The 13,351-nt window shown below is 38.2% G+C and carries 11 protein-coding genes; 6 read left to right on the forward strand and 5 right to left on the reverse strand.

Annotated elements, in window-relative coordinates; genetic code table 11:
• Positions 1-72: 72 nt before the first annotated feature.
• From ACN9MR_RS26305 to ACN9MR_RS26320, 4 genes are all read right to left on the reverse strand, one after another.
• Positions 73-3,267 (reverse strand): efflux RND transporter permease subunit, encoded by a 3,195-nt coding sequence (locus ACN9MR_RS26305; protein ID WP_426327394.1) that lies wholly within the window; start codon positions 3,265-3,267, stop codon positions 73-75.
• A 106-nt stretch (positions 3,268-3,373) separates the two neighbouring features.
• On the reverse strand, positions 3,374-4,441 hold the full coding sequence (locus ACN9MR_RS26310) for an efflux RND transporter periplasmic adaptor subunit (protein WP_426327395.1): 1,068 nt from the start codon (positions 4,439-4,441) through the stop codon (positions 3,374-3,376).
• 2 nt (positions 4,442-4,443) lie between these two features.
• Positions 4,444-5,784 carry a TolC family protein gene (locus ACN9MR_RS26315; protein ID WP_426327396.1) on the reverse strand — a complete coding sequence of 447 codons (1,341 nt, stop codon included), beginning with the start codon at positions 5,782-5,784 and terminating at the stop codon, positions 4,444-4,446.
• A gap of 90 nt (positions 5,785-5,874) precedes the next feature.
• Entirely contained in the window at positions 5,875-6,486 is a 612-nt protein-coding gene (locus ACN9MR_RS26320; RefSeq protein WP_426327397.1) for a TetR/AcrR family transcriptional regulator, read from the reverse strand.
• A 167-nt stretch (positions 6,487-6,653) separates the two neighbouring features.
• On the opposite strand from ACN9MR_RS26320, the gene ACN9MR_RS26325 reads away from it, so the two are divergent.
• From ACN9MR_RS26325 to ACN9MR_RS26340, 4 genes are all read left to right on the forward strand, one after another.
• Positions 6,654-7,094, forward strand: coding sequence for a sterol desaturase family protein (locus ACN9MR_RS26325; RefSeq protein WP_426327398.1), 441 nt, complete (start codon positions 6,654-6,656; stop codon positions 7,092-7,094).
• Positions 7,095-7,104: 10 nt separating this feature from the next.
• Entirely contained in the window at positions 7,105-7,554 is a 450-nt protein-coding gene (locus ACN9MR_RS26330) for a hypothetical protein (RefSeq protein ID WP_426327399.1), read from the forward strand.
• 41 nt (positions 7,555-7,595) lie between these two features.
• Entirely contained in the window at positions 7,596-8,612 is a 1,017-nt protein-coding gene (gene murB, locus ACN9MR_RS26335) for a UDP-N-acetylmuramate dehydrogenase (protein WP_426327400.1), read from the forward strand.
• A gap of 128 nt (positions 8,613-8,740) precedes the next feature.
• Positions 8,741-9,271 carry an RNA polymerase sigma factor gene (locus ACN9MR_RS26340; RefSeq protein WP_057931296.1) on the forward strand — a complete coding sequence of 177 codons (531 nt, stop codon included), beginning with the start codon at positions 8,741-8,743 and terminating at the stop codon, positions 9,269-9,271.
• A gap of 370 nt (positions 9,272-9,641) precedes the next feature.
• On the opposite strand, the gene ACN9MR_RS26345 is transcribed toward ACN9MR_RS26340, so the two are convergent.
• A complete protein-coding gene (locus ACN9MR_RS26345; protein WP_426327401.1) occupies positions 9,642-11,123 on the reverse strand; it encodes a phytoene desaturase family protein in 1,482 nt (493 codons plus the stop codon).
• A 250-nt stretch (positions 11,124-11,373) separates the two neighbouring features.
• On the opposite strand from ACN9MR_RS26345, the gene ACN9MR_RS26350 reads away from it, so the two are divergent.
• Together ACN9MR_RS26350 and ACN9MR_RS26355 are read left to right on the forward strand one after the other, a co-directional pair.
• Positions 11,374-11,904 carry a hypothetical protein gene (locus ACN9MR_RS26350; RefSeq protein WP_426327402.1) on the forward strand — a complete coding sequence of 177 codons (531 nt, stop codon included), beginning with the start codon at positions 11,374-11,376 and terminating at the stop codon, positions 11,902-11,904.
• The gene (locus ACN9MR_RS26355; protein WP_426327403.1) at positions 11,905-12,594 is read left to right on the forward strand and encodes a lycopene cyclase domain-containing protein; all 690 of its coding nucleotides are present in this window, start codon (positions 11,905-11,907) and stop codon (positions 12,592-12,594) included.
• The last annotated feature ends 757 nt before the right edge of the window (positions 12,595-13,351 follow it).

Genomic DNA, 13,351 nt, shown 5'->3' on the forward strand with positions numbered 1-13,351 from the left:
TGTTCTTTGAAATCCCACAAAAAAGCCCCGATTTGGGGTCGGGGCTAAATTGATTGTTAATCTGGATGTTTATTAATGTCCGTGATCTAAATCGTATTCGTTCACATCTTTATGATCGTATGGTTCAACCATTAACTCATCGATTGTTTTTCCTTTTTTGTTAAAGCCTAATCTTTCTAACATTCTGTCGAATATTAAGTATACCACTGGCACTACAATTAAGGTTAAGAATAATGAACTGGTTAATCCACCAACAATAACCCATGCCAAACCATTTTTCCATTCGGCGCCGGCACCGCTTGCCAATGCAATTGGAAGCATACCGAATACCATGGCGATGGTTGTCATCAAGATTGGTCGTAAACGCGCATGGTTGGCCAAAACAAGCGCTTCTTTGGTTTCTTTACCTTCGGCCTTTAAGTGGTTGGTAAAATCGACCAGGATAATCGCGTTTTTCGCTACCAGACCCATCAACATAATCAAACCTAAAATGGTAAAGATACCGATTGAGTTATTGGTTAAAGCTAAAGCCAATAATGCTCCGATTACTGCTAAAGGCAGCGAGAACATTACCACCAATGGATAGATAAAACTATCGTAAAGCGCAACCATAATCAGGTAAACCAAAATGATCGAAGCCAATAAAGCGATACCCAAAGTACCAAAACCTTCGCTCTGATTTTCCTGATCACCCGCCCAGCTATAACTTACGCCAATTGGGGCTTTAAGTTTACCATTTTTTTGCAGCTCTTCCAGTTTCGCCTGGAACTCAGCAACCACAGTTCCGGTTGGTCTACCAATTGATTGTGCCTTAACTGATACCGAAGTAGATTTGTTTAAACGCTCCAGCTGACTTGGACCTGAACCTTCTGTAATGGTTGCAAATTGTGATAACTTGATCTGTTTGCCATCGCTGTTTACAAAGATCAGGTTACGTACGTCGTCAATGTTCTGACGGTTGAAGTTTTGATACTGGATATTGATGTCGTACTCGTACTCACCTTTACGGTATTTACCATCGGTATTTCCCGCAAACGCTGTTTGCATGGTAGAACCAACAGTTTGTAAAGTTAAGCCAACAGCCGACATTTTATCGCGGTCTACCTGAACGTTAATCTCAGGAGTTCCCTTTTCTACCGATAATTTAATCTCAGTAGCACCAGGGATAGCGGCAAGCACTTTCTGCGCACCTTCAGCATACTTCAAAGCACTATCTAAATCAGAACCCATTACCACCAATTGGATCGGTGCATTTTCTGCAATACCCAAAATACTGATCGGAACGGTTTTAACTTTTGCTCCAATTAATTCTTTGGCCAGTGCACGGCTCATTTTCGTTGCAAAAATATCTGAAGAAACACCTTTACGCTGATCGCGTTCAACCAGCTTAACATTAATCTCCGATTTATAAGCTGTAGCCTGTGTACCACCAAAATCGCCGGTCGATTGTCCAACTGTAGTAATTAACTGTGTAATTTCTGGTTGTTTATCTAAGAAAGCCTCGGCTTTTTGTGTTAAAAAGTTGGTTTGCTCTAAAGAAGCATCTTTTGGTAACTCTAATTGCACCAAGAACTCACCTTTATCTGATTTAGGGAAGAACTCGGATCCGATAAAACCGCCTACCAATAATCCACATGAGCTAAAGAACATCACCACAACAATAATCAATGTTAGGAGCTTGTGGTTTAACGACCATGTTAAAATGCTGGTGATCCAAAGGGTAAATTTCTTTAATTGTTTTTCGAACCAAAGAATGAAACGACCAAAGAGGTTTTTACCTTCAATGCGTTCTAACTTACCGAAACGAGAGAAGATAAGTGGTACAATGGTAAATGAAGCTACTAACGAAAGTAACGTTGCAATAATTACCACAATACAGAACTGACGCAGGATATTCGATACCAAACCTGTACTTACCGCAATCGGGAAGAACACTACCACAATTACGAAGGTAATAGATACTACGGTAAAACCAATTTCTCTTGTTGCATCAGATGCGGCTCTTACTTTGTTTTTACCCATCTCCATGTGTCGCTGGATATTTTCCAGTACCACAATCGCATCATCCACCAGGATACCTACCACGAGTGATAGTCCTAACAGCGACATTAAGTTTAAGGTAAAGCCGAATAAGCTGATCCCTATAAAAGTAGCAATTAATGAAACCGGAATCGATACCATTACAATTAACGCATTACGTAAACTGTGCAAGAAGAAAAGCATTACGAAAGCTACCAGGACAACCGCGAGGATTAAATCGTGGATTACTGCATCAGCTGATTCTAAGGTAAAGATTGAACTATCGTTAACAATTCTGATGTCTAATTTATTTGCTGCGTATTCAGTTTTAAGTTTGGCAATAATGGCATGTACACCTTTACTTACTTCTACCGCATTTGCATCACTTTGTTTAATGATCTGGATGGCAATAGATGCTTTACGATCGATACGTGCCAGTTTTTCAGTTTCTTTTTGCGAATCCTGAACGTCGGCAACGTCACCTAAACGGATCTGTGCACCATCTTTAGTAGTTGTTAAAACCAGGTTTCTCAACTCTTCCATACTTCTGTATTTACCCGATAAACGGATCAATACATCCTGGTTTTGGGTTTTAACACTTCCTGTAGGGAAATCTAAGTTAGAACTTAAAATTAATTGCTGCACCTGTGGCACTGAGAGGTTATAACCTTGTAGTTTATCAGCATTTAACGAAACCTGAATTTCGCGTTCTGAACCACCAACCAGGTTAACCTGAGCAATACCGTTCACCCTCGAAATTACCGGGGCAATACGTTTATCAATTAAGTCGTAAAATGTAATATCATCCATATTGGCTGATGCCGACATGGTGATAACTGGTAAATCATCCAAGGAGAATTTACTCAATGATGGTGTTTTTACATCCTCAGGCAGATCAGAAAGAATGGCGTTTACCTTTCTTTGTGCATCATTTAGGGAAATATCGATGTTAGCAGCATCAGTTAAGGTGATGGTAACTGTAGATAAACTCTCAAACGATACAGAATTGATCTTCTTGATGTTTTCCATCGATGATACCGCATCCTCGATCTTTTTGGTTACGGTGTTTTCAACCTCGTTTGGTGAAGCACCAGGGTAGATGGTCGAAATAGATACTACGTTGTTAGAGAATTTTGGAAGTAATTCATAACCCAACGAAAAGTAACTTAATAGCCCAAGCAGGGTAAGTGCGGTAAAAACCACAATAACCAGCGAAGGCCTTTTTATAGATATATCTGTTATCTTCATTTTAATTAGTATTGCGTTTTGCGTAAATATTGGCCCTTTACTACAACTTCGCTCGGTGCAAGCTAGCTCAGGGTGACAAACTTTAAACTGAAAACAGCCAACCGGACTATTTTACGATACTAACGGCAGTACCTTCAGTTAAGTTAATCTGTCCGCTGGTGATTACAGTTTCACCTTCTTTCAAGCCATCAAGAATTTCAACATTGTCTCCTAAAATACGGCCAGCTACCACATTACGGGTTTTAGCGGTATTGTTAGATTTATCCAACACAAAAACCTGGTTACTGCTCACACTACCTACAAACGATGTACGTGGAATCAGGATGCTTGGCGCCTGTTTAGGGAACTTGAATATTGCAGTTCCGTACATACCCGCTTTTAAAGTGTTTTTGTGGCTGTTCTCTACTTCAATTTCAATCGGGAAATTTAATGTTGCATCGGCTTTAGCAGCGATGAAAGTTACCTTGCCAGAGAAATTATCAGTTGGGAAAACAGAAGATTTAATGTTGATCTGATCGCCGATTTTAAGATTTGCAACCTGCGATTCGTTAACGTTTACTTTTAATTTTAATTTAGAAACATCAACAAGTTCGAACATCTGTGTACCTTGAGTATTTACAAATGCACCTACTTCAATGTATCTTTTGTTTACGATACCGTTGATTGGTGATTTAATGTTTGCATCACTTAATTTACGTTGCGAAGCCTGTAAACGCAGTTTAGCATTTCTTGTTGCCAGTTTAGCCTGATCTAGCTGTTGTTGTGTAACACCACCAGTTGAGAATGAGCTTTGGTATCTGGCCTCGTCTCTTACTGCATTCTGGTAGTTGGCTTCAGCAGTTTCCCTGTCTGTATTGATAATTTCAGCATCAATACGGGCTAAAACCTGACCTTTGCTTACGCGGTCACCTTCATCAACATAAATAGCCGTAACACGACCTGCGTTTTCTGATAAGAAGTTAAGTTCTTGTTTAGGAATAAAGTTTCCGTTTGCACTGAAATCTAAATTCACAGCTTTTTTCTCTACCTGAGCAATACGAACGGCAACAGCACCACCACCTTTAGCAATGAAAGCAGTTTTTTCTTCGTTCTTCTTTTTATTGTTGCTTAAAACATAAGCTATTGCACCGAGTGCAACAACAATTACGATAATTATGGTAATTACTCTTTTCATTTCTATTGTACTAGTGATTTAATATTTCCGTTTGATTTGATTAATTGTATTTCGGCTATTTTGTAATTCAATAAAGCCTGTGTATAACTGTTCTGTGCCTCAGTAAGTGCATTTTCCGTATCCAATAGATCGGTTAAAGAAGCTAAGCCATTGTTATAATTGTTTTGTGTGCTTTTGTAAATTTCCTGCGCCAGATCCGCGTTTTTACGTTGCGATTTAATGGTGTTGATGTTGTTTCGCAGTTGGATTTTTGCGTTCTCATAAGCCAGGTTTAACGAGTTTACAGATTCTTTTCTGCTCTCTCTCGCTTTCTTAATATCCACATCTGCCTGGCGGATTTTTGAGCGTGTTAAAAAACCGTTAAAAATTGGCACTTTTAAGGTTAGTCCAACTGCCGATGCGCCATATCCGATTGCAGCAGCATTAGATTTTAGGAAATCGAAACCGTCACTTTGGCTAGAGTAGGTATAATTACCTGTTAAAGCCAATGATGGATAATACTCGGCAACGTATGCCTTTCTTTGCAGTGATAAAAGTTTATCCTGATTATCCAAAAGTTTAACCTCTGTTCTGTTTGCCAGATCGATAGAGTCTGTAAATACAGGTAAAGTAGTTACCTCTGTTAATTCAGTAAAAGGTAAGCTAATTGGTGTAGAAACCGGCATGCCCATTGAGAATTTTAACTGATTCTCCAATTGGGTAATGGCATTGATCACCTGCTCGCGTTGCGTATTCAGGTTAGTTAGGTTTACATTGATCCTGTCAACATCGATTTTTCTTGCCAAACCATTTTTAAACTGGTTTGAGACAATTTTTTCTACAATTTTAACATTTTTAATATTGGTATCAATTACGTTTAACTGTTGTCTGTTTACCAAAACCTGATAATAATTGTTGGCCACCAGCTCGATAATCTGCTCTTCTGTTAACTTTGAAGTAAGGTTGTAATATTCCTCGCTCGATCTCGCAGCCTGTAAGCCAGTAAAAACCTGTTGGTTGAATAATTGTTGCGAAAGCTGAACACCTGCAGTCGAATTCCAGTTCTGGCCTAATTTGATCGCCTGTGTCTGTCCGCCGAAATTAGCAACCAGCTGACCGATAATAGGATTATAAGTTAAACCAACATTTCCTGTGATTTGAGGTAAGGCCTGTGCCCTAACTTCCTCCACCTTGTATCTTCCGCCTTCAATATCCAATTTCGAGTTTCGGATCTTGGTGTTGTTTTGGAGCGCGTAGGTCAGCGCATCTTTTAAGGTAACTTGCTGCTGTGCAAATACCAGTTGCGGTAAAACCGAGCCGATTAGCAGTATGAGCATTAACCTTACCATTTTTACTCTAAGCATAATGTATTGTTTTTTGTTTTTGGGTTCTTATCTATTTAAAATTTGTGGCCTGTTTACAATTGGTTTGTCATCTGTTGAGGCCGCCGTATTTCAGTCTGAACATCGTAAACCTCTTACAAATATGGTAGTGAGGTTTTTTTGCTTCAGTGTCATTTTGTTTAATGCTTTTTTATCGGGGAAAAGGTCTTTTCCGGTTTCCATAATACACATGGTGCTGAGGCCCATCAAACTTTCCAGATAAAGTTCTGCAACATGGGCAGTATCATCGTGCTCTATCTCCCCTTTTGTTTTTGCCTGGCTAAAAATTTCTGCGAAGAAATCTTTTTCTGAGCTTTTAAGCGTTTGTAACTTTCCTTTAATTACATCGTCGTTCAATAAATCAGGAATACCTTCGGTAATCCTTAACATGTAATATTTTTGGAAGAAAGTATTCCTCACTTCTATGGTGTTAAAAAGGATGTCTTCCAAAGGCTGATCTGGATTGTATTTCTTTTTGATCAACTCAAAGAAGTCGTTAAATACCCTTTCTATTACTCCAATAATTAAATGCTTCTTATCCGGGAAATAATAATAAAGCGATGGTTTGGAAACGGAAAGATCTTCTGCTATATCGTTCATTGTGGTTTTACCAATACCAAAATGGATAAAGCGTTTTATAGCGCCATCAATAATTTGCTCTCTCTTTTTATCGGCTACAATCATTTTACTTTTCTACTTTCTGACTTTTTTAATATTTTAGTCAAAAATAGTGCTAAAAAACGGTTTGTCATGAAAGGTTTGTTGAAAAGCGCATTAAGCTTACAATTTTATGACATAATTTTGTTTCCCGCGCTGTTTATATATCTTTACAAACCAATCATTTAGAAAACTTGTCCGTACTAATTAACATCTTTATTGTACTGTTTACCATCATAGCAATGGAGTGTTTGTCGTGGTTTATACACAAGTATTTATTCCATGGCCCGCTATGGTTTATGCATAAAAGCCACCACCAGAAAGCAAAATCATTTTTAGAATGGAACGATCTGTTTGCCGTGCTATTTGCTGCAGTATCCTTGTTTTTAATGTATATCGATCGAGGTACTTTAAGTTACCGGTTTTCTATTGGTTTAGGGATTACTTTATATGGCCTGATTTATTTTGTAGTGCACGATTGGTTTGTGCACCGAAGGTTTAAAACTTTTAAAAGCAATAACACCTATTTGCAGGCAGTACGAAAAGCACATAAGATTCATCATAAAAATAGAGGCAAAGAAAAAGGTAAGGCTTTTGGGCTATTATTTGTGAGGAAAACGGTATTAAAAAACTAAATTACATAATATGAAAAATTATTATCTGTTTATTCTTTTCGGAATTATTTGCTTAGCCTTATATTCATGCCATAAAAAAACAGATAAAGACCGTGCTATTGCACTTGTAGAAGCTAAATACGAAAACAGTAATCATGATTTGAATTTTGATAGTTCAAAATTAGATAGTCTTTACAATATCTCACCAAAGGCTTATGCCGATAGCATCAAAAAGGGAAGTGAGTTAGATGATACTTTAGCTGCCCTCGAGAGTGAAATAGAACATTTGAATCAGGCGGAGTCAGATAGCGTAGGGTTGATTAGTGCCAAATTAACAAAAGAAAGGTACCGCCTCTTAGATCTTGCGAAAACCAAACCTGCTTTTATCGGCTGGAAACTTTCGGGCGTAGCTGTTAACGGAAAGAAAGCTGAATTTTTAAGTTTTAATTTTGATAAGGAGCTTACCAAAATCGTTCCTTAACTGTTTTTTATTTTACTTTTGCAGCATAACCCAGAATCAATATGCTTCAAGTCCAGGAAAATATTTCGTTAAAACCATATAATTCGTTTGGTATCGATGTTAAGGCAAGCTACTTTGCCGAGATATTTTCTGAAGCAGATTTAGTCAGGCTGTTTAAAAACGAGATCGTAAAATCTCAAAAGCTCCTGGTTATTGGTGGGGGGAGTAATGTGTTATTTACTCAGGATTATAAGGGATTAGTTGTTAAAATCAGCATCAAAGGCATCAAATCCGAAATGATTGAGGGTAAAGTGTTGGTTACGGCCGGAGCGGGTGAAGTATGGAATGATTTTGTAAACTACTGTGTTGGGCATCATTATGCTGGTGTAGAAAATTTAAGCCTAATCCCTGGTACGGTGGGTGCATCGCCAATACAGAATATTGGTGCTTACGGGGTGGAACTTAAAGATGTTTTCGAAAGCTGTAGCGCTTTTGAGATCAAAACCGGGAAAATCAAAACCTTTACTTATGATGATTGCCATTTCGGTTACCGCGAAAGTATTTTCAAAGGTGAGTTGAAAGGCCAGTATATTATTACATCGGTTACTTTCCGTTTATCGGCGGAAGCGAAAATTAATACCTCCTACGGTGCAATTGAAACCGAGCTGTTGAACAGAGGGATCGAAAACCCGAATATTGCCGATGTTTCTGCCGCTGTATCGCATATCCGCGTAAACAAATTGCCCGATCCGTCTACTATTGGTAACGCAGGTAGTTTCTTTAAAAATCCCGTGATCGAAAAATATGAATTTGCTGATATTGTGGCGAAACACCCCGATGTGGTACATTATCCTACAGCTGATGATAAAATTAAATTGGCGGCTGGATGGTTAATTGAACAATGTGGCTGGAAGGGTAAAGTGGTTGGCCAAACAGGTACCTGGAAAAACCAGGCTTTGGTTTTAGTTAACCATGGACATGCAACTGGCACAGAAGTGTATAATTTTTCTGAACAGATTATAGACAGTGTAAAGTCTACTTTTGGAGTCACTTTAGAAAGAGAAGTAAATATTCTGTGACGAAAGCCCGCCCTTATGTAGTTGTACGCTTTTAACACCATGCCAGAAAATTTTGGTACTAAGTTTGTTTAGGTTTAATCGAACAAACAATAATTCATTTGTTTTTTATCTACCTAAAGCTAAATATCATGACAAAATTTGAATTCAATCATCTGGTTAATCATCACTCGGTATCGCTTAGATCTTATGCTTTAAATTTTACTAAAGACGCAGAAGACGCAAATGATTTGGTTCAGGATACCATGCTGAAAGCGATCACTTATTACAATAAGTTTAAAGAAGGTACGAATTTAAAAGGTTGGTTGTTTACCATCATGAAAAATACTTTCATTAATAACTATCGCCGACTGGTGAAAACAAATACTTTAATTACGCAGAGCGAAGATATATCTTCTGCAAATCTTTCATATAGTGCAACTAAAAATCAGGCAGAGAGTAAATTTGTGTTAGGCGATATTGATAAAGCCCTTTCGCAATTGCCTGAAGAGTATTATGTGCCTTTTATCCGTTATTTTGAAGGATATAAGTACCATGAAATTGCAGATATGTTAGCTATTCCGATTGGAACAGTAAAAACACGTATCCACGTAGCAAGAGGTATTCTTAAAAAATATTTAAAAACTTATTCTAAAGAAATTGCAACATCAGAAGTGATGTAAGCGTTAATCAGATTATCCTCAATTCCCGTTGAAAACATTTTAACCAAGGCCCAGGTATATTTACCGGGGCTTTTTTTTTATACTGACTGAAATTAATAACCGTTAAAGTGCTTTGGACTAACGAATGAGATCGAGTTTTCTACTTTTGAGGCAATTAAAAGCTAGAAGTGCTGTAAAAAGCAAAAGGCCTGAAAATTCAGGCCTTTTTGCTTATCATATATTTGGTTAGTTGATTCTTATTTTTTCTTTCAACAATTCGCCTTCTCTCTTATTTCGAAACAAATGCAAACCCCGAACGATTATCTGTTTTGAAGCTTTATTGCACTATTTTTGTTTTGTGGTTATAAAGATAAGGGAAATTTTAAATTTGTCAAGCTTTTTTTAACTTTTTTTTTATTTCTTTTGCTACCACTTGCCCAGAGATGATTGCAGGTGGTACACCAGGCCCTGGAACGGTTAATTGTCCGGTGTATAAAAAATTTGTTACCTTACTTTTCATCTTCGGTTTTAAAAAAGCCGTCTGTTTCAAAGTGTTTGCTAATCCATACGCATTTCCTTTAAAGGCATGGTAATCTGCTACAAAATCGTTCATGGCATAACTGCGCTTAAACAAAATGTTGTCGCCAATGTCGTTTCCGGTTAAATTTTTAAAGCGTTCGATCAATAAATTAAAGTATTCTTCCCTTTTACTTTCGCTATCTGCTAAATCGGGGGCAAGCGGAATTAAAAAGAAAAGGTTCTCGCAACCCTCTGGTGCCACACTTTTATCGGTTACGGAAGGACAGCATGCATAAAATAGGGGTTTTGATGGCCATTTTGCATTAGTGTAGATTTCTTCGGCATGTTGATCGAAATCCTCGTCAAAGAATAAGTTGTGGTGTAATATATTTTCTAGCTTTTTATTTAGTCCGATATAAAACAAAAGGCAGGAAGGCGCCATTGTTCTTTCACTCCAATATTTTTCGCTGTAGTTGCGGTAAGGTTTATCAAAAAGATGTTGATCAATATGGTGATAATCGGCATTGCCCACCACAAAATCGCTTTTAAAACTGCCTTTATTGGTAATTACAGCCTCTGCAATATTGTTTTTAACATCTATTTTGGTTACCTCGGTATCGAAAATAAATTTTACACCCTCACTTTCGGCTATTTGTTGCATAGCCGCCACAATTTTGTGCATGCCGCCCATTGGGTACCATGTGCCTAAAACGAGATCGGCATAGTTCATTAAACTGTATAGGGCAGGCGTGTTTTGTGGCGTGGCTCCTAAAAATAAAACCGGGAATTCTAAAAGTTTCCTCAGACGCTCATTCTTGAATAACTGGTAAACATGTTTCCGCATATTGCCTAAAAGCTGCAATTTGATTCCGCTAACAGCCAATCTAGGATCGAAATATTCCATCACACTGTGCGAAGGCTTAAAAACATACTCATTCATGCCTACATCGTACTTGTATTTGGCCTGATCAAGAAAATGTTTTAAGTTTTTGCTGCTGCCTGGTTCTAGCTTTTCGAACAAGGCATATAAATCATCTAATGTTGCAGGAACGTCGATCCTGTCTTTTTTGCCAAAATAAATGCGGTAAGATGGGCTTAATCTTTTAAGCTCGTAAAAATCGGAAGCAGTTTTATTAAAGATATTGTAGTAGTTTTCAAAAACATCCGGCATCCAGTACCAGCTCGGCCCCATGTCGAAAAGAAAGCCGTCTTTTTGCCAGGTTCTGGCCCTGCCACCGGCCATTTCGTTTTTTTCGATAACCGTAACATTACAGCCATCTTTAGCCAATAAAGCTGCAGCAGCCAAACCTGCAAAGCCAGCACCAATAATGGTAACCCTGGGTTTTTTCTTCATGGTGTAAATAAAGGAATTTTATTGCGTTTTGTTTTTGTTTTTTGTTATTCTGTTTGGTTGTTATTCTGAGCGCAGTGAAGAATTTTTAAAGCATGTAGAGTATAGGTGATTAATTCGGTTTATCTGTTTTACCATTAAGGAGTTAAGAAAGTTAAGAGATATGATCTTAATGCTCTTAATTTCTTAATGTTAAAGAGTGAATATCTGTCAAAAGAACTCTTGATAGATTTCTTACCTTTGCCAACATCTCATGATTAAACTACGCATTATCTTTTTTCTGTTATTTGCAGTAAGCAATGTTACTTACGCCCAGTTATCCGCCCAAGAAATTGCGATATTAAAAACTAATATGGTTAAAGCGGTAGAAAATTCGAAGCTAACCGACTCATTGTTTACCAAGTTAGACAAGCTGACCAATAAAACCGCGTTAATTACTGGTTACACCGGAACGTTAGAGGCGCTTAAGGCCAAACACTCTTGGAATCCGTATAACAAGATCAAGTATGTGGGCCGGTCGCTCAAAACCATGCAAAAAGCAATTGATATGGATAAGGAAAATATGGAGATTCGCTTTATGCGGTTTTCAATTGAATTTTATACGCCTTCTTTTCTCGGCTTCAGTAAAGATTTAGCTCAGGATAAAAAGGAGATTATTAAACATTATCAAAGCGAAAATTTTGGTCTAGCTGATCGCGAATTGGTTAAAAATGTAGCTAAATTTATGATCGACAGTAAAAAATGTACGCCAGCTGAAGTTAAAATTTTGACAAAACATCTTTAAATGAATTACACTTACCTGCTTATCAATCTTGCTGTAATTTTCTTTCCCTTGGTTTTATCATTCGATAAAAAGGTTCATTTTTTTAGCAAATGGAAGTTTGTACTGCCTTCGATATTAATTACAGGTTTGGTGTTTTTAATTTGGGATATCCTGTTTACCAAACTCAATGTGTGGTCTTTTAATCCCGATTACCTTATTGGGGTAAATCTTTTGGGGCTGCCTCTGGAAGAGATGTTATTCTTTTTAACGGTTCCTTATGCCTGCATGTTTATTTACGAATGTTTGAATGCCTATTTCCCAAAAAACGACTTGCAAAAGTATAGCCTTGCATTAAGTAATCTGTTCCTGGGGCTTTGTGTGGCCATTTTGTTTTTCGGTTATAACAGGTGGTACACGTTGATCAATTTTGGCTTTTTATTTATGGTGCTGGCGTATGTAGAATATGTAAATGTCGAGTTCAGGTTTATGTACAAGTTCTATAGGGCTTATCTGGTTTCGCTTATCCCATTTTACATCGTTAATGGATTTTTAACTTCTATACCTGTGGTGATGTATAACGATAAGCAAAACCTTGGTTTTAGAGTGGGTACAATACCTTTTGAAGATCATTTTTATTTAATGGGACTGTTGCTGATGAATATTTACCTGTACGAAGTTTTTAAAAGCAAGGACGTTAAAAGAACATCTTAAAGTAGTGTTTTAAAATTAGGAAATGATTGGGCTGCGGTACTTGGAGGCTGGCAGTCCCGCTTTATGCTTTACTCCGTTGCACTTCGTGTTCGCTCCAGTCGGGTTTAGAAACAAGGGCTTGTGCACCGTGCAGCCGTACAAATGAAATACTGCTGTGGCCACCTGGCCCCGGTTGCAGCATTACCCTGCAGCAACGAGGCACGAGGAAGCGAAGCGTATAAGCGGAAAACGGGAAGAAACTTCTTGTGATATACAGGCCAGGCGCTCCAAATAATATTAGTGTTTTAGATTAGAAAATGATTGGGCTGTGATTCTTGGAGGCTGGCAGTCCCGCTTTATGCTTTACTCCGTTGCACTTCGTGTTCGCTCCAGTCGGGTTTAGAAACAAGGGCTTGTGCACCGTGCAGCCGTACAAATGAAATACTGCTGTGGCCACCTGGCCCCGGTTGAAGCGTTACCCTGCAGCAACGAGGCACGAGGAAGCGAAGCGTATAAGCGGAAAACGGGAAGAAACTTCTTGTGATATACAGGCCAGGCGCTCCAAATAATATTAGTGTTTTAGATTAGAAAATGATTGGGCTGTGATTCTTGGAGGCTGGCAGTCCCGCTTTATGCTTTACTCCGTTGCACTTCGTGTTCGCTCCAATCGGGTTTACGAACAGGGGTTTTGCACTGTGCAGCCGACCTTGGGTTTCAAAAGAATAACTAATCAACCATATAAGGCATTGAAGAAAATATAAGCTTATATGGCACTATA

It is taken from the genome of Pedobacter sp. R-06, assembly GCF_049913135.1.
Lineage (GTDB): Bacteria > Bacteroidota > Bacteroidia > Sphingobacteriales > Sphingobacteriaceae > Pedobacter.

Excerpts from the sequence above, each read along its gene's own strand:
- ACN9MR_RS26340 (WP_057931296.1), top strand. The coding sequence starts at position 8,741 with ATGACAAAATTTGAATTCAATCATCTGGTTAATCATCACTCGGTATCG.
- murB (WP_426327400.1), top strand. The coding sequence starts at position 7,596 with ATGCTTCAAGTCCAGGAAAATATTTCGTTAAAACCATATAATTCGTTT.
- ACN9MR_RS26305 (WP_426327394.1), bottom strand. The coding sequence starts at position 3,267 with ATGAAGATAACAGATATATCTATAAAAAGGCCTTCGCTGGTTATTGTG.
- ACN9MR_RS26320 (WP_426327397.1), bottom strand. The coding sequence starts at position 6,486 with ATGATTGTAGCCGATAAAAAGAGAGAGCAAATTATTGATGGCGCTATA.
- ACN9MR_RS26355 (WP_426327403.1), top strand. The coding sequence starts at position 11,905 with ATGAATTACACTTACCTGCTTATCAATCTTGCTGTAATTTTCTTTCCC.
- ACN9MR_RS26330 (WP_426327399.1), top strand. The coding sequence starts at position 7,105 with ATGAAAAATTATTATCTGTTTATTCTTTTCGGAATTATTTGCTTAGCC.
- ACN9MR_RS26310 (WP_426327395.1), bottom strand. The coding sequence starts at position 4,441 with ATGAAAAGAGTAATTACCATAATTATCGTAATTGTTGTTGCACTCGGT.
- ACN9MR_RS26315 (WP_426327396.1), bottom strand. The coding sequence starts at position 5,784 with ATGCTTAGAGTAAAAATGGTAAGGTTAATGCTCATACTGCTAATCGGC.
- ACN9MR_RS26345 (WP_426327401.1), bottom strand. The coding sequence starts at position 11,123 with ATGAAGAAAAAACCCAGGGTTACCATTATTGGTGCTGGCTTTGCAGGT.
- ACN9MR_RS26350 (WP_426327402.1), top strand. The coding sequence starts at position 11,374 with ATGATTAAACTACGCATTATCTTTTTTCTGTTATTTGCAGTAAGCAAT.